The 26,381-nt window shown below is 64.9% G+C and carries 30 protein-coding genes; 12 read left to right on the forward strand and 18 right to left on the reverse strand.

Features of this window, described 5'->3' with window-relative positions; translation table 11 throughout:
- Positions 1-28: 28 nt before the first annotated feature.
- The 5 genes from J2R76_RS33590 to J2R76_RS33610 all read right to left on the reverse strand — a co-directional run bounded on the left by J2R76_RS33590 (position 29) and on the right by J2R76_RS33610 (position 3,980).
- Positions 29-193: a DUF3309 family protein gene (locus J2R76_RS33590; protein ID WP_016844323.1), complete on the reverse strand. Its 165-nt coding sequence runs from the start codon at positions 191-193 to the stop codon at positions 29-31.
- A 196-nt stretch (positions 194-389) separates the two neighbouring features.
- Positions 390-803 carry a peptide-methionine (R)-S-oxide reductase MsrB gene (msrB, locus tag J2R76_RS33595; protein WP_253625439.1) on the reverse strand — a complete coding sequence of 138 codons (414 nt, stop codon included), beginning with the start codon at positions 801-803 and terminating at the stop codon, positions 390-392.
- 114 nt (positions 804-917) lie between these two features.
- Positions 918-1,634 carry a peptide-methionine (S)-S-oxide reductase MsrA gene (msrA, locus tag J2R76_RS33600; RefSeq protein WP_253625440.1) on the reverse strand — a complete coding sequence of 239 codons (717 nt, stop codon included), beginning with the start codon at positions 1,632-1,634 and terminating at the stop codon, positions 918-920.
- Between the two features lie 313 nt (positions 1,635-1,947).
- A protein-coding gene (locus J2R76_RS33605) for an IS5 family transposase (RefSeq protein WP_139481326.1) occupies positions 1,948-2,711 on the reverse strand; the annotation gives its coding sequence in 2 pieces (ribosomal slippage) (positions 1,948-2,373 and positions 2,376-2,711; 762 coding nt in all).
- Between the two features lie 159 nt (positions 2,712-2,870).
- Positions 2,871-3,980: an ATP-dependent RecD-like DNA helicase gene (locus J2R76_RS33610; protein ID WP_057017316.1), complete on the reverse strand. Its 1,110-nt coding sequence runs from the start codon at positions 3,978-3,980 to the stop codon at positions 2,871-2,873.
- A gap of 218 nt (positions 3,981-4,198) precedes the next feature.
- On the opposite strand from J2R76_RS33610, the gene J2R76_RS33615 reads away from it, so the two are divergent.
- The 7 genes from J2R76_RS33615 to J2R76_RS33645 all read left to right on the forward strand — a co-directional run bounded on the left by J2R76_RS33615 (position 4,199) and on the right by J2R76_RS33645 (position 11,080).
- Entirely contained in the window at positions 4,199-5,404 is a 1,206-nt protein-coding gene (locus tag J2R76_RS33615; RefSeq protein ID WP_253625441.1) for an LLM class flavin-dependent oxidoreductase, read from the forward strand.
- Between the two features lie 216 nt (positions 5,405-5,620).
- The gene (locus J2R76_RS33620) at positions 5,621-6,571 is read left to right on the forward strand and encodes a sulfonate ABC transporter substrate-binding protein (protein WP_253625442.1); all 951 of its coding nucleotides are present in this window, start codon (positions 5,621-5,623) and stop codon (positions 6,569-6,571) included.
- Positions 6,572-6,612: 41 nt separating this feature from the next.
- Positions 6,613-7,566 (forward strand): sulfonate ABC transporter substrate-binding protein, encoded by a 954-nt coding sequence (locus J2R76_RS33625; RefSeq protein ID WP_168857549.1) that lies wholly within the window; start codon positions 6,613-6,615, stop codon positions 7,564-7,566.
- Complete coding sequence (ssuD, locus tag J2R76_RS33630; protein WP_253625443.1) at positions 7,548-8,729, forward strand: FMNH2-dependent alkanesulfonate monooxygenase; 1,182 nt, start codon at positions 7,548-7,550, stop codon at positions 8,727-8,729. The genes J2R76_RS33625 and ssuD overlap by 19 nt, the downstream gene beginning before the upstream one ends.
- Positions 8,730-8,887: 158 nt before the next feature.
- Positions 8,888-9,634, forward strand: coding sequence for an ABC transporter permease subunit (locus J2R76_RS33635; RefSeq protein ID WP_057017321.1), 747 nt, complete (start codon positions 8,888-8,890; stop codon positions 9,632-9,634).
- A gap of 8 nt (positions 9,635-9,642) precedes the next feature.
- The gene (locus J2R76_RS33640) at positions 9,643-10,482 is read left to right on the forward strand and encodes an ATP-binding cassette domain-containing protein (protein WP_253626109.1); all 840 of its coding nucleotides are present in this window, start codon (positions 9,643-9,645) and stop codon (positions 10,480-10,482) included.
- Between the two features lie 7 nt (positions 10,483-10,489).
- Positions 10,490-11,080: a flavin reductase family protein gene (locus J2R76_RS33645; RefSeq protein ID WP_253625444.1), complete on the forward strand. Its 591-nt coding sequence runs from the start codon at positions 10,490-10,492 to the stop codon at positions 11,078-11,080.
- A 26-nt stretch (positions 11,081-11,106) separates the two neighbouring features.
- Here the strand turns inward: J2R76_RS33645 and J2R76_RS33650 are convergent, their stop codons facing one another.
- Positions 11,107-11,484: a hypothetical protein gene (locus J2R76_RS33650; RefSeq protein WP_016844337.1), complete on the reverse strand. Its 378-nt coding sequence runs from the start codon at positions 11,482-11,484 to the stop codon at positions 11,107-11,109.
- A gap of 169 nt (positions 11,485-11,653) precedes the next feature.
- Here J2R76_RS33650 and J2R76_RS33655 point away from each other — a divergent pair, with 169 nt between their 5' ends.
- On the forward strand, positions 11,654-11,809 hold the full coding sequence (locus tag J2R76_RS33655; RefSeq protein WP_028333460.1) for a hypothetical protein: 156 nt from the start codon (positions 11,654-11,656) through the stop codon (positions 11,807-11,809).
- 39 nt (positions 11,810-11,848) lie between these two features.
- On the opposite strand, the gene J2R76_RS33660 is transcribed toward J2R76_RS33655, so the two are convergent.
- From J2R76_RS33660 to J2R76_RS33690, 7 genes are all read right to left on the reverse strand, one after another.
- Positions 11,849-13,234: a sigma-54-dependent Fis family transcriptional regulator gene (locus J2R76_RS33660; RefSeq protein ID WP_253625445.1), complete on the reverse strand. Its 1,386-nt coding sequence runs from the start codon at positions 13,232-13,234 to the stop codon at positions 11,849-11,851.
- A 54-nt stretch (positions 13,235-13,288) separates the two neighbouring features.
- Positions 13,289-13,639, reverse strand: a complete 351-nt coding sequence (gene fliN / locus J2R76_RS33665) for a flagellar motor switch protein FliN (RefSeq protein ID WP_028333458.1) — start codon at positions 13,637-13,639, stop codon at positions 13,289-13,291.
- A gap of 20 nt (positions 13,640-13,659) precedes the next feature.
- The gene (locus J2R76_RS33670; RefSeq protein ID WP_253625446.1) at positions 13,660-14,283 is read right to left on the reverse strand and encodes a FliH/SctL family protein; all 624 of its coding nucleotides are present in this window, start codon (positions 14,281-14,283) and stop codon (positions 13,660-13,662) included.
- The gene (gene fliG, locus J2R76_RS33675) at positions 14,283-15,368 is read right to left on the reverse strand and encodes a flagellar motor switch protein FliG (RefSeq protein ID WP_018273552.1); all 1,086 of its coding nucleotides are present in this window, start codon (positions 15,366-15,368) and stop codon (positions 14,283-14,285) included. Before fliG ends, J2R76_RS33670 begins: the two co-directional genes overlap by 1 nt.
- 1 nt (position 15,369) lies before the next feature.
- Positions 15,370-16,998, reverse strand: coding sequence for a flagellar basal-body MS-ring/collar protein FliF (fliF, locus tag J2R76_RS33680; protein WP_168857544.1), 1,629 nt, complete (start codon positions 16,996-16,998; stop codon positions 15,370-15,372).
- 174 nt (positions 16,999-17,172) lie between these two features.
- A complete protein-coding gene (locus tag J2R76_RS33685) occupies positions 17,173-17,448 on the reverse strand; it encodes a DUF1153 domain-containing protein (protein WP_002714638.1) in 276 nt (91 codons plus the stop codon).
- Between the two features lie 175 nt (positions 17,449-17,623).
- Positions 17,624-18,484: a LysR substrate-binding domain-containing protein gene (locus tag J2R76_RS33690; protein WP_253625447.1), complete on the reverse strand. Its 861-nt coding sequence runs from the start codon at positions 18,482-18,484 to the stop codon at positions 17,624-17,626.
- A gap of 80 nt (positions 18,485-18,564) precedes the next feature.
- Here J2R76_RS33690 and mdcA point away from each other — a divergent pair, with 80 nt between their 5' ends.
- Genes mdcA through J2R76_RS33705 form a run of 3 tightly spaced genes read left to right on the forward strand, consistent with a single transcriptional unit; the run spans position 18,565 to position 22,306 of the window.
- Complete coding sequence (gene mdcA / locus J2R76_RS33695; protein WP_253625448.1) at positions 18,565-20,220, forward strand: malonate decarboxylase subunit alpha; 1,656 nt, start codon at positions 18,565-18,567, stop codon at positions 20,218-20,220.
- Between the two features lie 12 nt (positions 20,221-20,232).
- The gene (locus J2R76_RS33700; RefSeq protein ID WP_253625449.1) at positions 20,233-21,492 is read left to right on the forward strand and encodes a malonyl-CoA decarboxylase; all 1,260 of its coding nucleotides are present in this window, start codon (positions 20,233-20,235) and stop codon (positions 21,490-21,492) included.
- 34 nt (positions 21,493-21,526) lie between these two features.
- Positions 21,527-22,306 (forward strand): alpha/beta fold hydrolase, encoded by a 780-nt coding sequence (locus J2R76_RS33705; protein ID WP_253625450.1) that lies wholly within the window; start codon positions 21,527-21,529, stop codon positions 22,304-22,306.
- A gap of 59 nt (positions 22,307-22,365) precedes the next feature.
- Here J2R76_RS33705 and J2R76_RS33710 read toward each other — a convergent pair whose 3' ends face one another.
- Both J2R76_RS33710 and J2R76_RS33715 read right to left on the reverse strand, forming a co-directional pair.
- Complete coding sequence (locus tag J2R76_RS33710) at positions 22,366-23,586, reverse strand: OpgC domain-containing protein (protein ID WP_057017329.1); 1,221 nt, start codon at positions 23,584-23,586, stop codon at positions 22,366-22,368.
- A gap of 127 nt (positions 23,587-23,713) precedes the next feature.
- On the reverse strand, positions 23,714-23,896 hold the full coding sequence (locus J2R76_RS33715) for a hypothetical protein (protein WP_038377339.1): 183 nt from the start codon (positions 23,894-23,896) through the stop codon (positions 23,714-23,716).
- 512 nt (positions 23,897-24,408) lie between these two features.
- Here J2R76_RS33715 and J2R76_RS33720 point away from each other — a divergent pair.
- A complete protein-coding gene (locus tag J2R76_RS33720; RefSeq protein WP_253589101.1) occupies positions 24,409-25,386 on the forward strand; it encodes an AraC family transcriptional regulator in 978 nt (325 codons plus the stop codon).
- Between the two features lie 180 nt (positions 25,387-25,566).
- Here the strand turns inward: J2R76_RS33720 and J2R76_RS33725 are convergent, their stop codons facing one another.
- The 3 genes from J2R76_RS33725 to J2R76_RS33735 all read right to left on the reverse strand — a co-directional run bounded on the left by J2R76_RS33725 (position 25,567) and on the right by J2R76_RS33735 (position 26,351).
- Entirely contained in the window at positions 25,567-25,767 is a 201-nt protein-coding gene (locus J2R76_RS33725; RefSeq protein ID WP_057017332.1) for a hypothetical protein, read from the reverse strand.
- A gap of 203 nt (positions 25,768-25,970) precedes the next feature.
- Positions 25,971-26,192: a DUF6894 family protein gene (locus tag J2R76_RS33730; RefSeq protein WP_253625451.1), complete on the reverse strand. Its 222-nt coding sequence runs from the start codon at positions 26,190-26,192 to the stop codon at positions 25,971-25,973.
- Complete coding sequence (locus tag J2R76_RS33735) at positions 26,193-26,351, reverse strand: hypothetical protein (RefSeq protein WP_253625452.1); 159 nt, start codon at positions 26,349-26,351, stop codon at positions 26,193-26,195.
- Positions 26,352-26,381: the final 30 nt, after the last annotated feature.

Below are 26,381 nucleotides of genomic sequence, written 5' to 3' on the forward strand. Positions count from 1 at the left end.
GTCATTTTGTTTCAATAACTTATGGCTCTCAAATCTTGTCGAGCCAGGCCAGGATCGCGACCACGATCAAAATCACCCCGAAAAGGCCCATTCCGGAGTGGCCGAGGCCATAGCCATAGCCGCGAATTCGGCCGCTATAGCCGCCCAGCAGGATAATCAGCAAAAGGATGATGAGGATCAGTCCAAGCGACATGGCGCCCTCCTCAGAACAGGCGGCAGCCGCACGGCGAGACGCCTACGGCCCCGCGAACACCGAGCAAAGCACATTCCGGCCTGCGAGTCGTTAAGGCCGTCAGCCGATCACGAGGATGTTGCCGGGCGCCGGAGCCAAAACAAAGCCCCACGCGACTGGCCTGCTGGTCGCGTGGGGCGCGGCGTGGTGGGCGCCGTTACTTCTTCTCGTCGAGCTTCAGCGCCGCCGAGTTGATGCAGTAGCGCAGGCCGGTCGGGCCGGGGCCGTCGTTGAAGACGTGGCCGAGATGGCCGTCGCATTTCGAGCACAGCACCTCGGTGCGGATCATGCCGTGGCTCATGTCGCGCTCCTCGTCGACATGGCTCTCGACCGCGGGCTTGGAGAAGCTCGGCCAGCCGCAGCCGGAATCGAACCTCTGGTCGGATTCGAACAGCGTCTGCCCGCAGCCGGCACAGACATAGGTGCCCTTGCGGGGATCATGCTCGTATTCGCCGGTGAAGGGCCGCTCGGTCGCTTTCTCGCGCAGCACGGCGTACTGCATCGGCGTCAATTCCTTGCGCCACTCGGCCTCGCTCTTGCGGACCTTGCCGTCGGTCTTGGTATCGGACATGGAAACTCCCTTGTTGGTTGTCATTGCGAGGAGGGAAGCGACGAAGCAATCCATCTTTCCGCTTGCCGCGGCATGGATTGCTTCGCTTCGCTCGCAATGACGGGAAGCGTCGCCTCAGTTGGTGACCTTGGTGCTGCCCACCAGCGTCGGCTTCTCGATGTAGTTCTCCGCGAAGATCTTCTTCAGGTTCTCGACCTTCGGGATGTCGTTATAGGCAATATAGGGTTGGTTCGGGTGCAGCGTCAGATAGTCCTGGTGGTAGCCCTCCGCCGGATAGAAAGCCTCGAGCGCGCCGACCTTGGTGACGATCGGCTTCTTGTAGACCTTGGCGGCGTTGAGCTGGGCGATATAGGCGTCCGCCACCTTCTTCTGCTCGTCGCTGGTGGTGAAGATCGCCGAGCGATATTGCGCGCCGGAATCCGGGCCCTGCCGGTTCAGCTGGGTCGGGTCGTGCACGACGGAGAAGAAGATCTGCAGGATCTTGCCGTAGGAGATCTTCTGCGGGTCGTACTTGATTTCGACGGACTCGGCGTGGCCGGTGGTGCCGGTCGAGACCTTCTCGTAATCGGCGTTCGCCTTGCTGCCGCCGGAGTAGCCGGACACCGCGCTGACGATGCCGGCGGTGTGCTGGAATACGCCCTGCACACCCCAGAAGCAGCCGCCGGCCAGCACTGCGGTCTTGATGCCGGATTCCGGCGCGCTCGCGGCTGGCGGCGGGATGATCACGGCGTCCTCGGCGGCAAGCGAGGGCGCAACGGCAAAAGCTGTGACGGCCAGCGCGCCGATCGCGGCGGCGCACAGCGAGAGGCGGCTGAGGGAGCTTTTGGGCATGGGTTCCTCGTGGGATCGCAATTGGGGCCAGTCTAGAGCGGGAGCCGGCATTGGCCAATCAGGCCGGGTGGCTCCGACGCTTCAAAATACGGGCGAGGAGGCGTTTTGTTACGGCGCCGGCCACACGGTTTCGTGAGGGAAATGCTGGGGATATAGCGCAATCTCTCCTCCCGTCGTCCCGGCGAAAGCCGGGACCCATAACCACAGGATTGAATTGTTAGAAGGCTGTGGCCCCAGCGTCGTGCAACAATGACCTTCGGTGGTTATGGGTCCCGGCTCCCGTGCGCAATTGCGCACTAGGTGGTGTGGACATTTATCGCATCCATAAGACGATGGCTGCGAGAGTAACGACGGCCAGGTAATTTCGGGCGGTCTTTTCGAAGCGGGTTGCGACGCGGCGGAACTGCTTGAGTTTTGAGAAGCAGCATTCGACGAGATGACGCTGGGCATAGAGATGCTTGTCCAGCGGATATTTGAGCGCACGTGACGGGTTGTTGGGGATGACGGCGAGCGCGCCTTTGGCAGCGATCGCCTGGCGCAAGTGATCGGCGTCATAAGCCGTATCCGCCATGACGACCTGGGCAGGTAATCCCTCGATCAATTCGGCGGCTTGCGGTACGTCGCTCTTCTGACCTGCGGTGAGCTTGAACCGTACGGGACATCCCAGGCCGCGAACGGCCATATGTATCTTGGTGCTCAGGCCACCGCGCGAGCGACCGATCGCCTGATCTTCAGACCCCCTTTTTTCGCCCCAGCGGCGTGCTGGTGCGCCCGGACGATGGTGGAGTCGACGATCAGATACTCGAAGTCCGGATCACCGGACATCGCTTCGAATATGCGCCACCAGACCCCCTTGATGCTCCATCGACTGAAGCGCCGAAACACGCTGTTCCAGTCTCCAAACACCTCCGGAAGATCACGCCAGGGAGAGCCAGTGCGCACGATCCAAAGTACGCCCTCCACAAACATCCGGTTGTCCCGTCCGGTCGAACCCTTCTGGTCAGGCCGGCCGATGATCAGCGGCGCCATCCGCTCCCATGTCGCGTCGCTCAATACCAAGCGGTCCATCACACCCAAGGCGGCCTCCCCAAAAGCAGCCTTGAATCTGATTTGCGCCTAAAAGGGAATCCTTAGAGTCCACACCACCTAGGCCGGGACGACATCGGGTATGTTGCGTCATCGAGAGTCATACATTCACGGTCTCTCAGGATGACGGGTCTACAAGTGCGCGGCACGTCACACCACCACGCTCAGCCGCTTCGCCGCCCGCGTGATCCCCGTGTACAGCCACCGCGCGCGCGAGTCCTGGAAGGCAAAACTCTCGTCGAACAGCACGACGTCGTCCCATTGCGAGCCCTGCGACTTGTGCACGGTCAGCACATAGCCGTAGTCGAACTCGTCATAGGGCTTGCGCTGCTCCCACGGCACGCCCTCGACGCCGCCGTCGAAGCACTCGCCGCGCACCGAGACCTTGGTGACCTTGTAGCCGAAATCCTCGTCCGGCATCACGCGCATGGTGATGATCCTGGATTTGGACTGCGCGCGCGCCTTGACCCGCCACAGGCCGCCGTTGAACAGGCCCTTCTTGCGGTTGTTGCGCAGGCAGACCAGTTTGTCGCCGGCGACCGGCAGCGGATCCTCGATGTTCTGCCGCTGCCGCACCCGCATGTTGTAGGCGCGGCGGGTGTTGTTGCGGCCGACCAGCACCTGGTCGGCGCTCATCACGCGGTCCGGATCGAGCTCCTTGCGTGACACCACCTCGCTCTCGCCATGGCGGCCGATCTCGAGCTCGCGACCCTCGCGGATATCCATCGACATCCGCACGATCGGATCGTCCTGCGCCTGGCGGTGCACCTCGGTCAGCATCGCGTCGGGCTCGGCATCGGTGAAGAAGCCGCCGCCCTGGATCGGCGGCAATTGCGCGGGATCGCCGAGCACCAGCAGCGGGCAGTCGAACGACATCAGATCGCGGCCGAGCTCGGCATCGACCATCGAGCACTCGTCGATCACGATCAGCTTCGCCTTCGATGCCGGCGCATCGTCCCAGAGCTCGAAGCTCGGCTGCTCGACGCCGGACTCGCGGGCGCGGTAGATCAGGGAATGGATCGTCGAGGCGCTGTCGCAGCCCTTGTTGCGCATGACGAGCGCCGCCTTGCCGGTGAAGGCCGCGAACTTCACCTCGCCGTCGACGCCTTCGGCGATGTGGCGGGCGAGCGTGGTCTTGCCGGTTCCGGCATAGCCGAACAGGCGGAACACCGGCGGCGTGCCGTTCTGGCCGGGCTTGGCCTTCAGCCAGTCGGCGACGGCTTTCAGCGCAGTGTCCTGATGCGGCGTGAAGGTGGTCATGGGCTTTCGGAAGAGTGAGCGCGCGACCGATAGCGCCGCGACTCAGGCCAGCACAAGCTAAACATTCATGCGTTCCGATCAAGCCGTCTCCCGCTGCGCGGAATTGGGGTTTCGCCCCCGAGGCTAGACTTGATCCGGAGCGCCACTAGACTGCCCCAAAACAACAAGCGGTCGAGACCACGATAATTGGTCGAAGAAGCGACCTTGGGAGTGACTCCATGAAATTCGGCATCTTTTACGAGCTGCAACTGCCGCGCCCCTGGAACGACGGCGACGAGCTCAGGCTCTACCAGAACGCGCTGACGCAATTGGAAACCGCCGACCGGCTCGCTTACGACTACGCCTGGGTCGTGGAGCACCACTTCCTCGAGGAATATTCGCACTCGCCGGCGCCGGAATCCTTCCTTGCCGCCGCGAGCCAGCGCACCAAAAACATCCGGCTCGGCCACGGCATCTTCCAGCTCACCACCAATCATCCCGCCCGCGTCGCCGAGCGGGTCGCGGTGCTCGATCTCCTGAGCAACGGCCGCTGTGAGTTCGGCATGGGCGAGAGCGCCTCGATCACCGAGCTGACGCCGTTCGGCCGCGACATGGAGACCAAGCGCGAGGTGTTCGAGGAAGCCGTGCAGGCGATCTTTCCGATGTTCAGCAAGGTAGGCACCGAGCATCACGGACAATATTTCGATATCCCGCTGCGCAATGTCGTGCCGAAGCCGGTGCAGAAGCCGCATCCGCCGCTCTGGATGGCATGCTCGCAACTGCCGACCATCGAACGCGCCGGGCAGAACGGCTTTGGCGCGCTCGGCTTTCAGTTCGTCAGCGCCGAGGCGGCGCATGCCTGGGTGCACGCCTATTACAACGCGATCACCAAGCGGCTGAAGACGCTCGCCGACTACGAGATCAATCCGAACATGGCGTTGGTCTCGTTCTTCATGTGCGCGAAGACCGACGAGGAAGCGCGCCGGCGTGCCGACGGCGCGACCTTCTTCCAGTTCGCTCTGCGCTATTACGGCCAGGCGCAGAACCGGCAGCGGCCGGCGCCCGGCACCGTCAACATGTGGGACGAGTACAACAAGTGGAAGCGCGACAATCCGGAGGCGCAGGAGGCAGCGCTGCGCGGCGGCCTGATCGGCTCGCCCGAGACCTTGCGCAAGAAGCTCCGGCGCTTCCGTTCCTCGCATATCGATCAGGTGATCCTGCTCAACCAGGCCGGCAAGAACACGCATGAGCACATCTGCGAGTCGCTCGAACTGTTCGCGAAGGAAGTGATGCCGGAGTTCCAGCACGATCCCGAGCACGAGGCCTGGAAGAAGGGCGTGCTCGACGGCTCGATCCAGCTCGAGGAGATCGACACCCAGGCGTTCACGGACCGCTATGGTAAACTCGCTGTCAATGTCGGCTCGAAGGCAGCAGCTGCGGGCTGATCAATTAATGCGCAGCCGCCTCGCGATCGCGTGAAGAAAATAATTCGCTACACGCGCTCGGAGCTTTAAAAGAAACGGCACGCGCGATGCCTGCACCGAAGTGCGGGCATCGCTATTTTTGTGCGGTGCTCGACAGCTTCATTCGCGCGCCCCATCATCCTGACATCGCATGATCGTGCAGCGCGATAGCGCGCTTGATCGTCAGGAGAGTTTGGAATGAAGCGTCGTGAGTTCCTCCAGCTGTCGCTCGTCACAGCCGCCGCCGCCGCGCTGTCACGCGGTGCGAAGGCGCAGGCGGACGCGAAGGAAATTCGTATCGGCTACCAGAAGAACGGCGTGCTCGTTATCACGCGGCAGCGCGAGGCCTTGGAAAATCATTTCAAGCCGCAGGGCATCAGCGTGAAATGGGTCGAGTTCTCCTCGGGCCCGCCGATGATGGAAGCGATGAATGTCGGCAGCGTCGATTACGGCGCGGTCGGCGATTCCCCGCCGATCTTCGCGCAGGCCGCGGGCGCGGCCATCGTCTATGCCGCGGCTCAGCCCATCATCAATGGCTCCGGCATCCTGGTGCCGCAGAATTCGGCGATCGCGTCAATTGCCGATCTCAAGGGCAAGCGCGTCGGCTTCACCAAGGGATCGAGCGCGCATAATGTCGTGATCCAGACGCTGGAGAAGGCCGGGCTCACCTATGACGACATCACGCCGGTCTATCTGACGCCGCCGGACGCCGGTCCGGCCTTCGCCAATGGCGGCATCGATGCCTGGGCGATCTGGGATCCGTATTTCGCGATCGCCGAGACCAAGCAGAACGGCCGCATCCTGGTCAAGACGCGCGACATCACCAAGACCAACTCGTTCTACATCGCCCACCGCGACTTCGCCCGCAATCGCGGCGCGATCCTGCAGCAGATCGTCGATGTCACGACGTCGAGCGCGGCATGGGCGCAGGCGCATCCCGACGAGGTCGCCAAATCGCTGGCCGCCGTCACCGGCGTGCCGCTCGATATCCAGACCATCGCGGCGAAGCGGGCGGGCTTCTCGGTCGGACCCGTGACCGACGACATCATCGCGACCCAGCAGGGCGTCGCCGACCGCTTTTTCAAGCTCGGCCTGATCCCGAAGCAGATCGCGATCCGCGACATCGTCTGGCGCAATCCCCAGACCTGATCGGCGCGCGTTTGGTCATTTCCAATGCAGAGGATAGTCCCATGACGCGTTTATTTCGACGCTGGATCGCCCGCGCGGTGCTGTCGCTCAGCATCGTCGCCGCAACCGTCAGCGCCTCCTACGGCGAGGAGAAGGTGGTCCGCATCGGTTACCAGAAATATGGCAAGCTGGTGCTGCTCAAGAGCAAGGGCTCGCTCGAGGAAAAGCTGAAGGCGGTCGGCACCAAGGTGGTGTGGACCGAGTTTCCGTCCGGGCCGCCGCTGCTCGAGGCGCTCAATGTCGGCGCGATCGATTTCGGCAATACCGGCGAGGCGCCGCCGATCTTCGCGCAGGCCGCCGGTGCGCCGATCCAGTATGTCGCCTACGAGCCGCCGGCGCCGAAGGGCGAGGCGATCCTGGTGCCGAAGGACAGCGCGATCAAGTCGGTCACTGACCTGAAGGGCAAGAAGGTCGCGCTGAACAAGGGCTCCAACGTCCACTATCTGCTGGTGAAGGCGCTGGAGAAGGCCGGCGTCAAATATTCCGAGATCGAGCCGGTGTTCCTGGCGCCGGCCGATGCACGCGCGGCGTTCGAGCGCGGCGCGGTCGATGCCTGGGTGATCTGGGATCCATTCCAGGCCGCGGCGGAGGCTGCGACCGGCGCCCGCACCGTCGCCGACGGCACCGGCATCGTTGCGAACTATCAGTTCTACTTCGCCTCGAAGAAATTCCTGCAGGCCGATCCGAAGATCGTCGAGCTCGTGCTGGCGCAGCTGAGCGAGGTCGATGACTGGGCCAAGGGCGATATCCACGCCGTTGCCGAGCAGCTGGCGCCGAGCATCGGCCTGTCGGTGCCGGTGGTCGAGGTCGCGTTGAAGCGGCAGGCCTACGGCATCAAGCCGGTCACCGATGCAGTGGTCGCGGATCAGCAGCAGGTCGCCGACACGTTCTTTGCGCTCGGCCTGATCCCGAAACAAATCAAGATTTCCGACGTCGCATGGAGGCCGGGCACGTGAGCACCCCAACCAACGCCAACATCCTCTGGTTCCTGCCGACCCACGGCGACAGCCGCTATCTCGGCACGTCGATCGGCGGCCGCGAGGTGAACTTCAATTATCTGCGCCAGATCGCGCAGGCCGCCGATCAGCTCGGCTATTACGGCGTGCTGCTGCCGACCGGGCGGAGCTGCGAGGATTCCTGGGTGGTGGCCTCGGCCGTCGCGCCCTGGACCGAACGCCTGCGCTATCTCGTGGCGGTGAGGCCCGGCCTGCAGTCGCCGAGCGTCGCCGCACGGATGACCGCGACGCTGGACCGGCTGTCGAACGGCCGCCTTCTGATCAACGTCGTCACCGGCGGCGATCCGATCGAGAACAAGGGCGACGGCATTTTCCTCGATCATGACGAGCGCTACGCGGTGACCCGCGAGTTCCTCAACGTCTACAGCGATCTCCTGGCGGGCAAGACCGTCAATGTCGAAGGCAAGCACATAAGGATCGAGGACGGCCGCCTGCTGTTCAATCCGGTGCAGTCGCCGCGGCCGCCGCTGTATTTCGGCGGCTCCTCGGATGCCGGCATCGACGTCGCGGTCGACACCGTCGACAAATATCTGACCTGGGGCGAGCCGCCGGCGCAGGTCGCCGAGAAGATCGCCAAGGTGAAGGCGATGGCGGCGCAGCGCGGCCGCAAGCTCTCGTTCGGCATCCGCCTGCATGTGATCGTGCGCGAGACCAATGCGGAAGCCTGGAAGGCCGCCGACGAGCTGATCCAGTACGTCACCGACGACACGGTGGCCGCCGCGCAAAAGATCTTTGCGCGGATGGATTCGGTCGGCCAGCAACGCATGGCGCAACTCCATGGCGGCCGCCGCGACCAGCTCGAGATCAGCCCGAACCTGTGGGCCGGCGTCGGCCTGGTGCGCGGCGGGGCCGGCACCGCGCTGGTCGGCGATCCCGAGACCGTCGCCGCGCGGATCAAGGAGTATCAGGAGATCGGCGTCGATACCTTCATCATGTCGGGCTACCCGCATCTCGAGGAAGCCTATCGCTTCGCCGAATTGGTGTTCCCGCTGTTGTCGCTGGCGCAGGGCGGCAACGTGACGCCGATCCGCGTCAACACCGGGCCGTTCGGCGAGACTATCGGCAACGACTACCGTCCGCAGAAGCAGGCATCGCAATCATGAGTCTCATCGACAGTCTCCCGCGCCGCAAAGCGTTTTCGAGCGAAGTGGATGCCGGTTCGCGTGAAGAAAACGCGTCAAAACAAAAATCTGGAGCTCCGTTCCGATCCCATCGGAACGGAAACAGCTCCAGCGCGCCGAAACTCCCGAAGGTCGATGGCTTGATCCCCTGGATCGTGCCGCTGGCGATCGTGCTGGTGTGGCAGCTTGCCTGCGTCACCGGCTACGTGCCCTCGCGGGTGTTGCCGGCGCCGACTGACGTGGCGGTGGCGGGATGGAAGCTGCTGCTGTCCGGCGAACTGGTCCGCAACATCTGGGTCAGCTTCTGGCGCGCCTCGATCGGCTTCTTGATCGGCGGCGGCATCGGCTTTGCCTTCGGTCTCGCCAACGGGCTGTCGCAGCTGTCGGCAAAGCTCACCGACACCACCTTGCAGATGGTGCGCAACATTCCGCATTTGGCGCTGATCCCGCTCGTCATCCTGTGGTTCGGCATCGACGAGTCGGCCAAGCTGTTCCTGGTTGCGCTCGGCGTGTTCTTCCCGATCTATCTTAACACGCTGCACGGCATCCGCACCGTCGACCCGCAGCTGATCGAGATGGGCCGCATCTACGGTATGACCGACGGCGAGCTGTTCCGCCGGGTGATCTTCCCCGGCGCGCTGCCCTCGATCTTCGTCGGCCTGCGCTTCGCGCTCGGCATCATGTGGCTGACCTTGATCGTCGCCGAGACCATCGCGGCCTCGTCGGGCCTCGGCTACATGGCGATGCAGGCGCGCGAGTTCATGCTGATCGACGTCGTCGTGCTCTCGATCCTGATCTACGCCTTGCTCGGCAAGCTCGCCGACAGCGCCTCGCGGGCGCTGGAGCGGCTGACCCTGTCGTGGCATCCCGCCTTCCAGAAGAAGTGAGAATGAGAATGCAAGAAGCGCTTCGTTTCGAAACCGCTGAAGCCGAGCCGGTCGACCGCACCGAGATCGTCGTGAAGGCGAGGCAGTTGCGGCGCGTGCCGGAAGGCGCGGCCCGCGGCCTGTCGCTGACCATCCGCGGCCTGCGCAAGGCGTTCGGCGACAATGAGGTGCTGCGCGGCATCGACCTGCACATCCCGGCCGGCCAGTTCGTCGCGATCGTCGGCCGGAGCGGCTGCGGCAAGAGCACGCTGCTGCGTCTGATCGCCGGCCTCGACGCGCCGACGGCGGGAAACATCGCGTTCGGCGAGCCGCCGCGGGCGCAGGACGTCCGCGTCATGTTCCAGGAGCCGCGGCTGCTGCCCTGGGCGCGGGTGCTGTCCAATGTCGAGGTCGGGCTGGGGCGCGAGCGTGCCTCCGCCGACGCACAGGCGCGCGCCGAACGCGCGCTGGTCGAGGTCGGACTCGGCGACAAGCGCACCCAGTGGCCGTCCGTGCTGTCGGGCGGGCAGAAGCAGCGCGTGGCGCTGGCGCGGGCGCTGGTCAGTCAGCCGCGCGTGCTGGCGTTCGACGAACCGCTCGGCGCACTCGACGCGCTGACCCGGATCTCGATGCAGCAATTGCTGGAACGGGTTTGGCGCGATCAGGGCTTCACCGCGATCCTGGTGACGCACGACGTCGCCGAGGCGGTCGCGCTCGCCGACCGCGTGCTGGTCATCGAGGACGGCCGCATCGCCGAGGATGTCGCGATCGACCTGCCGCGGCCGCGCCGGCGCGGGTCGGCCGAACTCGCCGCGCTGGAGGGCGAGATCCTGAAGCATTTGCTCGAAGGCAGCGAAGACAGTCTGTGAGGTCGCCATGAATTCCATCGTCCGCAATGTTTCGATCGAGCCCGCGGTTGCGGCCGCCGAATTTCGCGGCGCGATGCGTCACCTCACCGGCGGCGTCAGCGTGATCACGGCCGGTCGGGCCAAGGATATTTCGGGAATGACGGTGACCTCGGTGTCGTCGCTCTCGGTCGAGCCGCCGTCCTTGATCGTCAGCATCAACCGCGCGGCCTCGTCATGGCCGCTGATCGCACGCCATGGCGTATTCGGCGTCAATATCCTGGCCGCGGATCAACGCGACATCGCCGAGCGCTTCACCGGCAAGGGCGGCCTGAAGGGCGCGGACCGCTTCACCGGGGCCGAATGGACGACGCGCGCGTCAGGCGTCCCGCTGCTGGTCGGCGCGCTTGCCGCGGTTGATTGCGAGGTCGAGGAGACCATCGAACGGCATTCGCACGTGATCGTCATCGGCCGCGTGCTCGACGTGATTGCGTCCGAGCGTACCGCCGCGCTGGTGTATTGGCACGGCGAGTATGTCGCGATCGACCATGAGGAAGACGCCGCACGGCTGGCTGAGGTCAGCCTGCCGTCGCGTCATGTTCATGTGCGAGGGCCGCGTTAGCGCGCCGTGCTTATCCGGATCGGACTTTAGAAAACTGCGCTCAGCGATGCCGGGCTGTCGATGATCACATTGCTGCCGCGGACGCCAGCCCATACAGCCTGGACGGTCTGAGCTGCATTGGCCAGCGGAATGCCAACGACGAGTGTGGTCGGGATACGGCCAAAGCTCGACGGGGTCTCGTTATAGGTGAAGCTTGCGACGACCGGCGAGACCGTGCCATTGACGGTGACTCCGAACACGCCGCCCGGAATATCGTTGCCCGTGGCGTAGGGATTCGGAACGTTAAGGGTGATGATCGCGGTGGTGCCGACGCCCTCCGGAATCGTCAGGCTGAGGCCTTGCATCGGCGTTAAAGTCGCGGAGGTCGTGGACAGGGTGCCGCTGGTCTGCGCATAAAGGGCCATATCACTCTCCAGTTGTCTAATAATGTAAACGCAATAGGAGATTGAATAAGGCAACCTGCCGCAAGATTCAAGGGATGAACGGCGCCGAGGCCGGCGCGGCACGTTGGCCGTGGCGCTTTCCCAATCGGCGCATTAAATGGCGCGGATGTTTCGGAGAGGTGATCGTTGGATGAAGCGCGTGGGAACCTGGCTGTTCTACATCGTCGGTGCGATCGCCGTCGCCTATCTCGCGCTCTATGCCTATGTGACGTTCACGGGCCGCGACATCACGCCCGGCGATCCGATCCGGATCTTCCGCAAGCCCGACGCGCCCAGCTATTCGTGAGGCGAGGCAAGCGGCGGGACTTGCCGCCACCAGGGTTTCTCAGCCGGCGTTCGCCATGCGCTGATAGTCGGGCGCGCCATTGCCGGCCGGGGTGATCGGGATGCCGCCGTCGGCATATTCGTTCAGCTTGTTGCGCAGCGTGCGAATCGAGATGCCGAGGATGTTGGCGGCATGGGTGCGGTTGCCGAGGCAGTGCTTCAGCGTCTCCAGGATCAGGTCGCGCTCGACATCGGCGACCGTGCGGCCCACCAGCGCGCGGGTGACCTGCTCGGCGGCCAGCGTGGCGTGCGCGACCGCGGGCGCGGTCTTGGCGAGGTCGAGGCGGTCGCCGTCGGGGGTCAGGATCGCCTCAGCGCCGATCTCGTCGCCCTGCGCCATCAGGACCGCGCGATGGATGGTGTTCTCGAGCTCGCGGACGTTGCCCTGCCAGCGGTTCGCGGTCAGGATGCGGCGGGCATCAGTCGAGATCGGACGCACCGGCATGCCGTTGGCCTCGGCATATTTCCTGGCGAAATGCTGCGCCAGCTCGAGGATGTCGGCCGGGCGGTCGCGCAGCGGCGGAATCTTCAGGTTGACGACGTTGAGGCGGAACAGCAGGTCCTCGCGGAAGGTGCCTTCGCGCACCGCCTCCGAGAGGTTGCGGTTCGAGGTCGCGATGATGCGGATGTCGACCGGGACCGGCTTGGTGCCGCCGACGCGGTCGATCACGCGCTCCTGGATCGCGCGCAGCAGCTTGGACTGCAGCCGCACGTCCATCTCGGAGATTTCGTCGAGCAGCAGCGTGCCGCCGGTCGCTTCCTCGAACTTGCCGATGCGGCGGGCGACCGCGCCGGTGAAGGCGCCCTTCTCATGGCCGAACAGCTCGGATTCAAGGAGGTGCTCGGGGATCGCGGCGCAGTTGATCGAGATGAACGGCCGCTTGGCGCGGGCCGAGCGGGAATGGACGTAGCGCGCCAGCACTTCCTTGCCGGTGCCGGACTCGCCGGTGATCATGACGGAGGCATCCGAGCCCGCGATCTGCTGCGCCAGCTTGATTACCCGGCCCATCGCCTCGTCGCGGTAGATCAGATCGCGCGCGTCGTTGGCGACCGCGGCCAGCACCGCTGCGATCAGCTCGGGGTCGGGCGGCAGCGGGATGTATTCCTTGGCGCCGGCATGGATCGCGGCGACCGCGGCGCGGGCGTCGTTGGAGATGCCGCAGGCGACGATCGGCACGTGGATGTGCTCGGCTTCGAGCCGCATCACGAGGTCGCGGATGTCGAGGCCGACATCGACCAGCAGGAGGTCGGCGCCCTTGCCGCCGCGCAGCACGTTCATCGCCTGTTCGGCGGCCTCGGCGTGGGTCACCGAGGCGCCGTTGTCCATCGCGATCTTGGTCGCGGTCGTGAGCTGGCCCTTCAGGGTGCCAACGATGAGAAGCCGCATGATGATCTCCTGTTCGTCTGGTCGCGCAGGTCCCGCGCGTGACCGCCTGAGTTGTTAAGAGCGTTCTGCCTTGATGATTTCGGTCATAGTCACGCCGAGCTTGTCTTCCACCAGCACCACTTCGCCACGCGCCACCAGGCGGTTGTTGACGTAGATGTCGATCGCCTCGCCGACGCGGCGGTCGAGCTCGAGCACGGTGCCCGGTCCGAGCTTCAAGAGGTCGCCGACGTCCATCTTGGAGCGGCCAAGCACCGCCGAGACCTGCACCGGCACGTCGAACACGGCCTCGAGATCGGCCGCGATGCGCGCGGCATGTTCGTCCTCGTTGTAGCCGATGTCGTCGATGGTGGGCGCGTCGGCGGAGTTGAGATCGGGAAGCGGGACTTGGGTGTCGGTGTCGGTCATGGTTCAGCCCTCAATCGCCTTCAGCCGGCCTGGCCGCGGGACGCCAGATAGCGCCCGACGAGTTCGTTGATCTTGCCTTCGATCGCGGCGCGTTCCAGCACGACGCCGCCATCGGCCCATTCGATCCGGCAGTCGCCGGTCGCAATCGTCGGCTCGGCCAGGATCACCAGCCGGCCCTGAAAGCCGGAATGCGCCGCCATCCGCTCGATATTGTCATGCGCCGCCTCGTAGAGCGCGTCGTTGATGCGGACCACGAGATGCGGCGTCGCCACCAGATGCGAGAAGCAGTCGGAGACCAGCGCGGTGATCTCGCCGAGCGGCTCGCGCGCGAACAGCTCGGAACAAAGCTTGCGGGCGACCGCCACCGCGACGTCCACCGCCTCGGTCTCCATCCGCGTCTCGATGCCGGCGAAGCGCGCCGCGATGCCCTTGATCGCGGTGCCGATCTCCTCCAACGCCTGCGCGGCGCGGCGGTCGCTCTCGACCTTGGCCTCGCGCAGCGCGGCCTCGTAGCCGGCGCGATAGGCCCGCGCCTCGGCGTCGGCGACCTTCTGCGCGACCTCGGCCGGCGTCGGCGCGCGTTCGCGTGCGCGGTCCGGCGCCGAGAAATCCGTGTCGAACAGGAATTTTGCGGGCGCGGCCATCAATACACCAGCTCGTCGTCGGCGCGGTTCTTGGTCAGCGTGATCTCGCCGCGGGCGGCGAGATCCTTGGCGAGGTTGACCAGAAGGGCCTGGGCCTCGTCGACGTCGCGCAGCCGCACCGGGCCCATCGCGGCCATGTCGTCCATCAGCATCTTGCCGGCGCGCGAGGACATGTTGCCGAGGAAGAAGCTGCGTACCTCCTCGTTGGCGCTCTTCAGCGCGACGCCGAGCTTGTCCTTGTCGATGTTGCGCATCAGCGTCTGGGCCGAGGCGGTATCGAGCTTGATCAAATCGTCGAAGGTGAACATCAGCGCCTTGATGCGCTCGGCGGATTCGCGGTTTTCCTCTTCCAGCGAGGTGATGAAGCGGGTCTCGGTCTGGCGGTCGAAATTGTTGAAGATCTCGGCCATCACCTCATGGGCGTCGCGGCGGCGGGTCTGCGACAGGTTCGACATGAACTCGGTGCGCAGCGTCTGCTCGACGCGCTCGATGACTTCCTTCTGCACGGCTTCCATCCGCAGCATGCGGCCGACCACGTCGAGGGCGATGTCCTCGGGCAGGATCGCGAGCACGCGCGCGGCGTGCTCCGGCTTCAGCTTCGACAGCACCACGGCGATGGTCTGCGGGTATTCGTTCTTGAGGTAGTTGGCGAGCACCTCTTCCTGCACGTTGGAGAGCTTCTCCCACATGTTGCGGCCGGCCGGGCCGCGGATCTCGTCCATGATGCCGGAGACGCGCTCGGCCGGCAGGTATTGCTGAAGCAGCCGTTCGGTGGCGTCGAAATTGCCCATCAGCGCGCCGGAGGCCGACATCCGCGAGACGAATTCCAGCATCAAGTCCTCGACCACGTCGGCCTCGACGGTGCCGAGGGTCGACATGTGGACCGACAGCTCGCGGACTTCCTCGTCGTCGAGCATCGACCAGATCTTGCCGCCATACTGCTCGCCGAGTGCGAGCATCAGGATTGCCGCGCGCTTGGGGCCGGGCAGCGGCTTGCCCTTGGGCCGGGCGCTTTGCCGGTTCGCCAGCGTCGAGAGGACGGTGGCGATGTCGTTGGCGTTGGTGGTCTGGGGTACGGCGGCCATGTCAGTTCTCTACCGGCTCGCTCAGCCATTGACGGACGATGGAGACGGTTTCGTTCGGATTGCGTTCGGCGAGCTCGCCGACCCGGTGCACGGCCTGGGCGTGGACCTGGCCCTGGATCTGGGCGACGTCGATCAATTGCGCTGCGCCGCTGCCGCTCGGGATCAGCGCCTGACCCGGCGTTGCGGCGCTCTCGGCATGGGCTTCCGCCAGCGCGGGCATGCCCGCGCCGGTCAGCGCCGGAATGACGTCGGCCGCCACGATGCGCTTGACCAGCGGGCGGACCACCATGAACAGTACGACGAGGCCGAGCATCATCATGACGCCGAGCTCGATGACGTACATCACGTCATCCTTGGTGAACTGCAGCATGCCGAGCAGGCCGGTCGGCTCGGCGATCGGCTGCGCGGCGGGCGGCTCGGCGAAGCGCAGGTTGACGACCTCGACCTGGTCGCCGCGCTTCTGGTCGAAGCCGATCGCGGAGCGGACCAAAGCGGCGATGCGGTCGAGCTGCTCCTTGGTGCGGTCCTGATAGACCAGCTCGCCTTTTTCGTTCTTGGAGTAGCTGCCGTCGACCAGCACCGCGACCGAGATGCGGTTGACGCGGCCGGCCTCGGTCACCTCGGTCTTGGTGGTGCGGGAAATCTCGTAATTGTTGGTCTCTTCGCTCTTCTTGCTCTGGTCGCGGGCGCGGGCGGCGTTGTCCTGGTTCTGGCTGCCCGGCAGCTCGTTGGCGACGGTGACCTGGCCGGAATTGTCGGCGGTGAGGCTACTTTCCTCGCGGGTCTGGGTCGAGCGCAGCACCCGTCCTTCGGGATCGAACTTGTCCGAGGTCTGGGTGATCTTGTTGTAGTCGAAGTCGGCGGAGAGCTGGACGCGGGCGCGGCCGGCGCCGACCACCGAGGAGACGATGTCCTCGACCTGCTTGCGCATCCGCTTCTCGAAGGCGGCGCGGCGCTCGTCGCCGACCGCGGCATCGGCGTCGGACTGGGCGCCGTCGGCGAGCAGTTGCCCGGCCTCGTCGACGATCGAGACCCGCTGCGGCTTCAGCCCGTTGACCGCGGAGGCGACGACGTGGCGGATCGCCCGGATCTGCTGCGGCTCCAGCGCGCCGCGCACCCTGAGCACGATCGAAGCTGATGGTTCAGGCGTCTCGCGCGAGAACAGCGGCTTCTCCGGCAGTACCAGATGGACGCGCGCGGCCTGGACGCGGTCGATGGCGCGGATGGTGCGGGCGAGCTCGCCCTCCAGCGCCCGCAGATGATTGATGTTCTGGACGAAGCTCGTGGTGCCCAGGGCATCCGACTTGTCGAAGATCTCGTAGCCGACGCCGCCGCCCTTGGGCATGCCGCCCTCGGCGAGCTTCATCCTGAGCCGCGTCACCTTGTCCTTCGGCACCATGATCGCAGCGCCGTCATTGCGCAGCTCGAACGGGATCGCCTGGCGCTCCAGCTCCTTGATGATTCCAGAAGAATCCTCGGTCGACAGGTCGGTGAAGAGGGTGGTCATCTGTGGCGTCGTGACGCGCATGATGACGAAGGCGAAGAAGCCGATCAGAGCCGCGGTGACCGCAACCATGGCCGCGAGGCGGGCCGCACCAAGACCTCTCAGGAAAGCAACCAGACTTTGCACCAACGGCCCCCAGGGATTCGGCCCGCGCGGGTCCGACTGGGCAAATATTGCCTAGGGTATGGTTTCCATATGGTTAACGAAGGTTAAGGACCGCGGCAAAATCGCGGACATGAAAAAAACCGGCTTCGCACGGCGAGGCCGGTTTTCGTCAAATGCCACAGGATCGGCGCCGAATTACTGCCGATATTGCTGGATTCGGGTGGTGCGCAGCCCGGCCAGACCGTGCTGGTCGATCGAGAACTGCCAGGAAAGGAATTCATCGACGGTCAATGTGTAGCGGCTGCAGGCCTCCTCGAGGGAGAGCAGGCCGCCGCGGACCGCAGCGACGACTTCGGCCTTGCGGCGGATGACCCACCGTTTGGTACCGGGGGCCGGCAAATCCGCAATCGTTAACGGGCTGCCGTCAGGCCCGATGACGTATTTCACCCTCGGGCGATGGGGTTCTGTCATGGCGTACTCACAAACTCTCAACCACTGAACTCGCAAGGGGTAAGCTACGCCTCCCGGTTTAAAATTTGCCTAAGCCCAAGCGTTCAATACGAATCTCGTTGGAACGGCCGGGAACAGGCGGGTCTGCCCGCCGGCAGGCACACCGGCGCGCGGCGCAATTCGCGGTTCGGCGCGCTCAGATCGTGGGGCGCAGGGGACCGCGCGCCAGCGTCAGCAAGGCGTCGGCGAGCGCCTCCGCGGCCTTGTCCGGCCGTCTTTTCTCGTAGATGGCGAATTCTAGATCGGGAAGCGGCGGCAGGCCGTCGCCAATTCCGAGAACGCGCAGGCCCGTGGTGACCGCGCTGAGCGGCAGCGGGGTGACGGCAAGTCCCGCGACGGCGGCGGCACGGACGCCGGTCAGGCTCGGGCTGGTATAGACGATCTCCCAGCCGAGCTCGCCGTCGCGCAGCGCGGAGAGTGCGGCGTCGCGCGACACCGATCGTTCGCGGTACAGCGCCAGCGGCAGCGGCGCGCCGGGAACGAGATCGAACGTTTCCGCCGCGGTCCACACCAGCGGTTCGCGCCACACCAGACGGCCTTTCGACGTTCCGAGCGGCCGCTTGGCGAACACCAGATCGAGCCGGCCCGCATCGAGCTGCTCGATCAGTTCGGCGCTGACACCGATCTGCACCTCGAGCTTGACCCCGCGATGCAGCGCGGCGAAGCGGCCCAGCGCCGACGGCAATGAGCCGCCGGCGACTTCCTCGACCACGCCGAGACGAACCGAGCCGGACAGCCGCGGCGCCACCAGCCGCTGCCGCGCCGCTTCCTCGAGCTGCAGCAAACGCCGCGCATCGCCGAGCAGCATCTCGCCTTCGTCGGTCAGCGCGACGCTGCGCGTCGTGCGCCGGAACAGCGGCCGCCGGGTCTCGAGCTCGAGCCGCTTGATCTGCTGGCTGATGGTCGACTGGGTCAGATGCAATTGCTCGGCGGCGCGGTGGAAGCCGCCGCAATCGGCGACCGCGACGAAGGCCCGCAAAAGTTCGAGGTCGAGCATCGATTAATCCATATCTGTAATCAATCATATTATAGAATATCGTTTCTATTATCAATTCCGCCCGCCTACCTTCGCTTCAGATGATCAAGCAAGGAGAGGCCATCATGTCGGAGACGACACCACGAACCGATCGCACGGCGCGCCTGGCGCGCGCGCGAACTGTCTGCGGCACAAACGGAAAGGTCTGCCCGACCGACCGCGCGGTCGAGCTGCTCGAGGCGGTCATCGCATCCGGCGACCGGGTGGCGCTCGAGGGCGACAACCAGAAGCAGGCGGACTTCCTGGCCGCGTGCCTCGCCGGGGTGGACCCGTCGCGGGTGCATGATCTGCACATGGTGCAGTCGGTGCTGGCGCTTCCCGATCATCTCGCGGTGTTCGAGCGCGGCATCGCCAACCGCCTGGACTTCGCCTTTGCCGGCCCGCAGAGCCGCCGCCTTGCCGAGCTCGTTGCCGCCAAGGCGCTGCGGATCGGTGCGATCCATACCTATCTCGAGCTTTACGCGCGGATGCTGGTGGACCTGACGCCGCAGGTTGCGCTCATCGTGGCCGACAAGGCCGATCGCGACGGCAATCTGTACACCGGTCCGAACACCGAGGACACGCCGACCATCGCCGAGGCCGCGGCGTTCCGCGGTGGCGTCGTCGTGGCGCAGGTCAACGAGATCGTCGATCGTCTGCCGCGCGTCGACATCCCCGGCGACTGGGTCGATGTCATGGTGCCCGGTCCGAAGCCGTATGCGATCGATCCGCTGTTCACGCGCGATCCCGCCAAGGTCAGGGACGAGAACGTCCTGATGGCGATGATGGCGATATCGGCGGTGTATGAGCCTTATCAGGTGACACGGCTCAATCACGGCATCGGCTATGCCACCGCGGCGATCGAGCTGATCCTGCCGACCTTTGCCGCCAAGCGCGGGCTGAAGGGCAAGGTCGCGCGGAATTTCGTGCTCAACCCGCATCCGACGCTGATCCCCGCCATCGAAGCCGGCTTCGTCGACAACGTCTATTGCTTCGGCTCGGAGCTCGGCATGGAGCGATTTGTCGCCAGCCGTCCCGACGTGTTTCCGGTCGGCGCCGACGGCAATCTGCGCTCCAACCGCGCGCTGGCGCAGGTCGCCGGACAATATGCCTGCGACCTGTTCGTCGGCGGCACCTTGCAGATCGATCCCGAGGGCAACAGCTCGACCGCCACCAAGGACCGCATCACGGGCTTCGGCGGCGCGCCGAACATGGGTGCCGATCCGCGCGGCCGACGCCACGACAGCGTTGCCTGGTTGCGTGCCGGCGAGGAAGCAGGCGAGCGTCTGCGCGGCCGCAAGCTCGTGGTGCAGATGGTCCAGACCTGGCAGCCGAACGGCGCGCCGAGCTTCGTCGAGCGCCTCGACGCGTTCGACCTCGCGGCCTCGGCCGGCTTTGCGCTGCCGCCGGTCATGATCCATGGCGACGACGTCAGCCACGTGATCACCGAACGCGGCGTTTGCAACCTGTTGCGTTGCCGCTCGCCGCAGGAGCGCGAGGCCGCCCTGCGCGCGGTCGCCGGCGACACCGAGTTCGGCCGGCGGCAGGACGCCGGGACGACCGACGGCCTGCGCCGCCGCGGCATCGTGATGCTGCCGTCCGATCTCGGCCTCGACGTCGAGACGGCGACGCGCGACTGGCTCGCCGCGAAATCGATCGACGACCTCGTCACTGCATCGGGCGGCCTCTACGTGCCGCCTGCCAAATTCCGCCGCTAGAAGGAGGCTCCCATGACCCACGCCGAGCACATCCCAGGCAGTCCACCGGCCTCACTCGACAAAGCGAGGCAACTCGCCGCGGCATTGTTGTCCGAGCGCGGCGAAGCGTCGGGCGCCCTGATCGCGCGCCAATTGCAGCAGACCATGCGCGCGCTCGATGCCACCGGCCGGCACGGCTTTCAACGTTATCTGGCGAGCGCGTTTCAGCCCGACGCGGCGGCGCTGCAGGATGCGGCGAAGCGTTATCTTGCCGACGGCACCGCGGCGGCCGCGGCCGATTTGGCCGACGCCGCGGATCCGCCGCGCCAGGAGGTGTTGCGGCGGATGAACATGGCGCCCGGCGGCACGGCGAGCCTGATCGCGATGCGCAGCGAGATCGCCGGCCGTTTCGGCTCCGAACCGGAGCTGAAGCTGCTCGATGCCGATCTCAAGCATCTGTTCGTCTCATGGTTCAATCGCGGCTTCCTCGAGCTTCGCCGCATCGACTGGCAGTCGCCGGCCGCCGTGCTCGAGAAGCTGATCGCCTATGAGGCGGTGCACGAGATCAAGGGCTGGGACGATCTGCGCCGCCGCCTTGCGCCCGACCGCCGCTGCTTTGCCTTCTTCCACCCCGCGCTGCCCGGCGAGCCGCTGATCTTCGTCGAGGTCGCGCTGGTGCAGGGATTGGCCACCGCCGTGCCACCGCTGCTGGTGCAGGATGCGGATCAAGACAGCGCAGGCCTCAGGGCCGCGCATGCCGACACCGCGATCTTCTATTCGATCTCCAACTGCCAGGACGGACTGCGCGGCGTGTCGTTCGGCAATTTCCTGATCAAGCAGGTGGTCGAGGAGCTGCAAACGGAATTCCCGCAGCTGAAGCGCTTCTCCACGCTGTCGCCGATCCCGGGCTTCCGGCGCTGGCTCAGCCAGCAGCCGCAATCCGGCGGCAACGAGGTCGCGATGCTGCGCGAGCTGGAGCGCGAGGGCTGGTGGCACGACGCGGCGACCTGCGAGACCTGGCGTTCGGTCCTGATGAAGCTGTGCGCGCAATATCTCACGCGCTCGCCGGTGTCAGGAAATCGCATCGATCCGGTGGCGCGCTTCCATCTCGGCAACGGTGCCCGGCTGGAGCGGATCAATTGGCTCGGCAACACGGCCGACCGCGCGATGCCGGAATCCTTCGGCATCATGGTCAACTATCTTTACGATCACGACAGCATCGAGCGTAACCATGAGGCCTTTGCGCGCGTAGGAGAGATTGTCCGTTCACCGCAGGTGGACGCGCTTCTCTGATTTTCAACTCAGCATACAACAACGGAGCAGTAACATGATGATGAACAGACGCGCCTTCTCGACCGCCTTGCTCGCTGGAGCCGCGGCTTCACTGGTGTCCACGCGCGGCATGGCCGCCACCACGCCGCCGGTCAAGGCGCGCAACGTCGTGCTGGTGCACGGCCTGTTCGCCGATGGCTCCTGCTGGTCCGAGGTCATTCCGCGGCTGCAGGCCGCCGGGCTCAACGTCACGTCGGTGCAGAATCCGTTGACCACGCTGCCTGAAGCGGTTGCCTCCGCGCAGCGGGTGCTCGATCGCCAGGATGGTCCGACCGTGCTGGTCGGTCATTCCTTCTCCGGCATGATCGTCACCGAGGCCGGCGTGCATCCGAATGTCTCGGCGCTGGTCTATGTTGCGGCGCGCGCACCCGATGCGGACGAGGATTACACCGCGCTGGCCAAGACCTATCCGACGCCGCCAGCGAGCGCCGGCATCGTGTTCGACGGCGACGAGGGTCGGCTCGGCGAAGAAGCGTTCCTGCGCGATTTCGCCGGCGACCTGCCGGAGGCGAAGGCGAAGGTGCTCTATGCCGTGCAGCAGCCGTTCCGCAAGCAACTGCTGGCCGGCAAGACCAGCCATGCGGCCTGGCGCAGCAAGCCGAGCTACTACGCCGTCTCGACCGAAGACCGCACCATCAATCCGGATCTCGAGCGCTTCATGGCCAAGCGGATGGGCGCCACCACGATCGAGGTGAAGGCCAGCCATCTCGCGCTGATCTCGCAGCCCGACGCGATCGCGCGGCTGATCCTCGACGCCGCGCGACAGTCGAGCTGAGCGTCGGCGCCAGCCGTGCGTGGGAGAGCATCCGCTTCTCCCGCGCACGATGGCGCGCCTTAGAGGATATGCGCGCCATGACCGTCGAAAATGCCGCGATCGCCGGCGCGCGGCACAAGGTCATGTCCGGCGGCATCGACATCCGGCGGCCGGGCGCGCTTGGTGCCGAGCGTGTTCAGCAGCGTCGCGACCGCGGCCATCGCAGCAACACCGGCAAGACTGAGTCCGATCTGCATCGAGAGCCGGTTCGAGATGTCGAACAGGTCACATTGGCTGCCGAGCGCCAGCAGGACGCCGAGACAATAGATCGGCAGCGAGTTCTCGCCACAACGCCTCGCGCTGCGCAGTATCGGCATCGACAGTCCCTGCCAGCCCGCGGGAACGAGCCATGACACCACGATGGCGAGCGCCAGAAAATGCAGCAGCCGCAACGGGCTCAGATTCGACTTGTCCATCGGAAACAGCAAATCCGTCAGCGCCTGCGGCAGCAGCGGCGGCTTGATGCCGTGGCCCAGCGCAACGACGAGGCCGAACACAAGATAGAGCGCGGACAGAACCAGCGCAGGGCGCGACGTCACCCATCCCTGGATCGTCCTTCCCTCGATGACGTACCATGCGCCCAGCACGACCGGAAGCTGCCAGGCCAGCGGGTTGAAGAACCAGACGCCGTCGGGCCAGGAGGGAATGCTCCAGCCGAAGACATGCACCAGCGCATAAAGCGACAGCGAAAGGCCAAGCGTCAGGTTCGGCGCCCGCAGCAGCAGCCACAGCAGCGGTGCGAATAACACGTGGCAGATCACAAAGACCGGCAGCACGTCGGTATTGACAGGGTGGAATTGCAGGACCGCGGCGTGCGCAAGCGCTGCGCCCGGACGTTCGAACAGAACCCGCGTATTGCTGTCGTCGGCGAGGCGATCGCTGCCCGCGAGGTAGACGACGATCGCGCAGGCGAGCGTCAGCAGCAGAAAGGCGGCATAAATATCCCATCCTCGCCGCAGCGAACGGCCGATCATGCCGCGCCAGCCGTCGCGCTGACGCGCTCTGCCGTAGGCCAGGGCGCAGGTGACGCCCGAGATGAACATGAAGATTTCGGCGGCATCGCAGAAGCCGTAGTTGCGCAGGGTCAGCCAGCTTCCGACGTTGTCTGGAATGTGATCGAGAAAGATCCACCACAACGCGATTCCGCGACAGACATCGATGCGCGGGTCGCGGCCGGTCGATCTGAACTCCGGCGGGGTCTCGCCGAGCAATCGCTTCGAGCTGCGGGTTCGATCGTGCATCTGTCGATCTGTCTGGCGGGCGCGCGCGGCCTCATCGGACCTAGGTCCATGAGACGCTCGGGTGCTCCGAGGCGTGCGCGTGCCGGACTAGCCTCCGGCCAACCTGTATGATTGTGCGCTCCAGCTACTACCCGAGGGTTGGCGGCGCTTCCGCCGGCCAGCCGCAATCACGGGGACCGGGTGGATCGCTATCCTCTGACGGCGCCGCCTGCGCGACGTCGCCGATGGCCGGCAACAAATGCTGCTTTCGCATTTCGGCGAGGCGGGCACGACAGTATTCACGATAAAGCATGTCGAATATGATGGACATGATCGAACGCCTTCTTGATCACCAGGTTGACTTTCCCACGTGACAGATTTCGACCATTTCAACCGGCGGCGATAACCGACAGTGCCGCAGGCAGTCCGACGCAACCAAAATCGATATCAGTCGTTCTACTGAATGACCTGCGCGTGGCGTCTTAGCCAGGAAACCGCGTACAGGGCACGACACTGATTTGCGCTTGCACGCTGCCCGGAATGTTTGAAACGGATCCGATGGCAGCAATTATAAATAGAGCGATCGCGACTGCTTCTTCTTAAGAGGGAAATTTGCCGCAATTTTCATGATGTCATTATATACGTAATATTCTAATCACCAAGTGAACCAGTTCACATCAGTATCAATCACAGGCGAGCAAGACTAGCAGACCGGTAGCGTGGCTTCTTGGACTCATGCGCACGGATCGGGCGAAGACCGGTGCGTGAATCGCAAAATGCAGATACCGATTGTGGAGTGCCGCAACATTTCATTCCGACGTTTTGTGAAGGCTGGAGGTCCCCATGCCGATGGACGCAGCCAATTTCGCATCGTATCGATTTTCGACGTGCGAGCTTCCGGAACGCATTCGTATCCCGCTCTGGCGCGAGCACTTTGGCCGATGCATCGTGCACGCCGATATCGAGCCTCTATCGAACGTTTCATTCCAGGCCGATGCGTCGCTGCGAGCGGTTCAGGGTTTGCGCATGCTGGCGCTGAAGGGCACGTCGATGCGGTTCAAGCGTTTGCAGGCGAACCTTGCCGATGGCGATGACTCCATCGGGGTCATCTTCTGCTCTCCGGGCAGATGTCAGCTATCGCAGCGCGGCCGGGACGCCGATTTTCGCGCCGGCGACGCAATTGCAATTCTGCATTCCGAGCCCGCCAGCGTCACCTATATCGACGGGTTGCAATTCGGCCTGGCCGTGCCGCGCGAGGCGCTTGCGCAGCGCGTGACCGACGTCGAAGGTCTGGTCATGCGGCCGATTTGCCACCGGACAGAAGCATTCCGACTGTTCATCTCATATCTGAAATCGGTGCTTAAGACGAAAGCGCTGAGCGCGCCGAAGCTTCGCGATACAGTCGTGACCCATATCCACGATCTCATCGCGCTCGCGATCGGCGAGTGTGCTGCGTTGGGCGAGAGCAGCGCGAGCGCCGTCGTCGCTGCGCGGCATCGTGCTATGCTCGACTACATCGCCGCACACTTTGAGGAGCCCGGGCTCAACGTTCAAACGGTTGCGCGTGGCCAGGGCATCTCGCCGCGCTATCTGCAGCGCCTGATGGCGTCATCAGGCCCGTCGTTCACCGAGCGCTTGAATGAATTGCGGCTCCAGCGGGCGCTCAAATTGCTCACCGAGCCAGATGCCGGCCGTCGGCGAATTTCCGATATCGCGCTCGAGGTCGGTTTCTCGGATGTTTCGCATTTCAACCGTCTGTTCCGAGCCCGCTTCGGCGATTCGCCACGCGGTATGCGGCTCGCACGAAAGGGCTCTCACTGAGCCGCCGCCCCTGATCGGCATGTGCGCGAGATGCTGCCTGGGGGTGCTCCGGAGCGAAGGGCGAGGTGGGTTGAGGCCGGCTGCAAGTCTGGTTGGGGGCGGGCCCGAGCCTCGAACGCCTCTCGCGGCTGTGCGCGCATTAGCTTATGTGAATCGACACAACTTATGTGAATCGAAGCGCTATGGTGGCGGCTCTGCTCCCGGAGTGGCGAGCCATTGGTCGATCTGGACGGCGCGCTCGGCCTCGCGGGCCTTTTTGAGAAGTCGTTCCCGCTCGGTGCCGGGAGGCAGATGCGAAGCCCTCGCGCGGGCCGCTTCCTCCAGCTGAATGAGGCGGTATGCGAGCGTCGTGGTTTGCTTGAAGCGATTACGGCGTTTCATGTGTGCAATTGGTGTTTTCAACCCTGATGTAGGTCCGAACCGCGCTCGTCGTCGTTTGTTCCTATTGAACGGCGGGGCGTGGCCTGTCCTGGTCGCGTCTTGAGAGCACCATGCGGCGGGCCGGCGAAGGAATGCCGGACATCGGCCGGCAGCGTCGGTCTGCGGGAAGCGAGCCGAGCCGAGCTGAGAACGACCGTTCCCCGTCAAACGCTCGTCGAAGCCAGCGGGATGCGGAAGAGCTCGCTATCGCCCGCATCGCGAACCGAAATGAAATTGCCGCCGCGAACCATCTCCGGCTTTTCAGTCCCGATCCGGTGAGCGATGAAGCTGCCGTGATCCTGGGCGTCCTTGTCGTCGGCACAGTCGTGACCGACGACGTCGTGTGCGGGGATGTCGCCCGCGAGATGGAAGAAGTATCTGGGCATCTAGGTCAGCTTGTCCAAATTGCCAAATGGCTTCGCGGGCGGCGCGTTCTCGGCGTTCTTGATCTGCTGCGCGCCTTCCTCGGCTAGCCTGCCATCGTTGATGATCTCGGCGATGAACTGCTTGACCCGTCCGCCGATCCTGTCTGCAATGCCTGTCATGGCTTACCTTTGTTCTTGCGGCCGCCCGCT

The sequence above is a fragment of the Bradyrhizobium sp. USDA 4532 genome (assembly GCF_024171315.1).
Classification (GTDB): Bacteria; Pseudomonadota; Alphaproteobacteria; order Rhizobiales; family Xanthobacteraceae; genus Bradyrhizobium; species Bradyrhizobium australafricanum.

Excerpts from the sequence above, each read along its gene's own strand:
- J2R76_RS33610 (WP_057017316.1), bottom strand. The coding sequence starts at position 3,980 with ATGACCACCTTCACGCCGCATCAGGACACTGCGCTGAAAGCCGTCGCC.
- J2R76_RS33710 (WP_057017329.1), bottom strand. The coding sequence starts at position 23,586 with ATGCACGATCGAACCCGCAGCTCGAAGCGATTGCTCGGCGAGACCCCG.
- J2R76_RS33650 (WP_016844337.1), bottom strand. The coding sequence starts at position 11,484 with ATGGCCCTTTATGCGCAGACCAGCGGCACCCTGTCCACGACCTCCGCG.
- J2R76_RS33660 (WP_253625445.1), bottom strand. The coding sequence starts at position 13,234 with ATGCGGCTTCTCATCGTTGGCACCCTGAAGGGCCAGCTCACGACCGCG.
- ssuD (WP_253625443.1), top strand. The coding sequence starts at position 7,548 with ATGGAGGCCGGGCACGTGAGCACCCCAACCAACGCCAACATCCTCTGG.
- mdcA (WP_253625448.1), top strand. The coding sequence starts at position 18,565 with ATGATCAAGCAAGGAGAGGCCATCATGTCGGAGACGACACCACGAACC.
- J2R76_RS33640 (WP_253626109.1), top strand. The coding sequence starts at position 9,643 with ATGCAAGAAGCGCTTCGTTTCGAAACCGCTGAAGCCGAGCCGGTCGAC.
- J2R76_RS33625 (WP_168857549.1), top strand. The coding sequence starts at position 6,613 with ATGACGCGTTTATTTCGACGCTGGATCGCCCGCGCGGTGCTGTCGCTC.
- J2R76_RS33590 (WP_016844323.1), bottom strand. The coding sequence starts at position 193 with ATGTCGCTTGGACTGATCCTCATCATCCTTTTGCTGATTATCCTGCTG.
- J2R76_RS33620 (WP_253625442.1), top strand. The coding sequence starts at position 5,621 with ATGAAGCGTCGTGAGTTCCTCCAGCTGTCGCTCGTCACAGCCGCCGCC.
- msrB (WP_253625439.1), bottom strand. The coding sequence starts at position 803 with ATGTCCGATACCAAGACCGACGGCAAGGTCCGCAAGAGCGAGGCCGAG.
- J2R76_RS33690 (WP_253625447.1), bottom strand. The coding sequence starts at position 18,484 with ATGCTCGACCTCGAACTTTTGCGGGCCTTCGTCGCGGTCGCCGATTGC.
- J2R76_RS33735 (WP_253625452.1), bottom strand. The coding sequence starts at position 26,351 with ATGACAGGCATTGCAGACAGGATCGGCGGACGGGTCAAGCAGTTCATC.
- J2R76_RS33655 (WP_028333460.1), top strand. The coding sequence starts at position 11,654 with ATGAAGCGCGTGGGAACCTGGCTGTTCTACATCGTCGGTGCGATCGCC.
- J2R76_RS33615 (WP_253625441.1), top strand. The coding sequence starts at position 4,199 with ATGAAATTCGGCATCTTTTACGAGCTGCAACTGCCGCGCCCCTGGAAC.
- msrA (WP_253625440.1), bottom strand. The coding sequence starts at position 1,634 with ATGCCCAAAAGCTCCCTCAGCCGCCTCTCGCTGTGCGCCGCCGCGATC.
- J2R76_RS33700 (WP_253625449.1), top strand. The coding sequence starts at position 20,233 with ATGACCCACGCCGAGCACATCCCAGGCAGTCCACCGGCCTCACTCGAC.
- J2R76_RS33715 (WP_038377339.1), bottom strand. The coding sequence starts at position 23,896 with ATGTCCATCATATTCGACATGCTTTATCGTGAATACTGTCGTGCCCGC.
- J2R76_RS33725 (WP_057017332.1), bottom strand. The coding sequence starts at position 25,767 with ATGAAACGCCGTAATCGCTTCAAGCAAACCACGACGCTCGCATACCGC.
- J2R76_RS33670 (WP_253625446.1), bottom strand. The coding sequence starts at position 14,283 with ATGGCCGCGCCCGCAAAATTCCTGTTCGACACGGATTTCTCGGCGCCG.
- J2R76_RS33730 (WP_253625451.1), bottom strand. The coding sequence starts at position 26,192 with ATGCCCAGATACTTCTTCCATCTCGCGGGCGACATCCCCGCACACGAC.
- J2R76_RS33645 (WP_253625444.1), top strand. The coding sequence starts at position 10,490 with ATGAATTCCATCGTCCGCAATGTTTCGATCGAGCCCGCGGTTGCGGCC.
- J2R76_RS33720 (WP_253589101.1), top strand. The coding sequence starts at position 24,409 with ATGCCGATGGACGCAGCCAATTTCGCATCGTATCGATTTTCGACGTGC.
- J2R76_RS33685 (WP_002714638.1), bottom strand. The coding sequence starts at position 17,448 with ATGACAGAACCCCATCGCCCGAGGGTGAAATACGTCATCGGGCCTGAC.
- fliG (WP_018273552.1), bottom strand. The coding sequence starts at position 15,368 with ATGGCCGCCGTACCCCAGACCACCAACGCCAACGACATCGCCACCGTC.
- fliN (WP_028333458.1), bottom strand. The coding sequence starts at position 13,639 with ATGACCGACACCGACACCCAAGTCCCGCTTCCCGATCTCAACTCCGCC.
- J2R76_RS33705 (WP_253625450.1), top strand. The coding sequence starts at position 21,527 with ATGATGATGAACAGACGCGCCTTCTCGACCGCCTTGCTCGCTGGAGCC.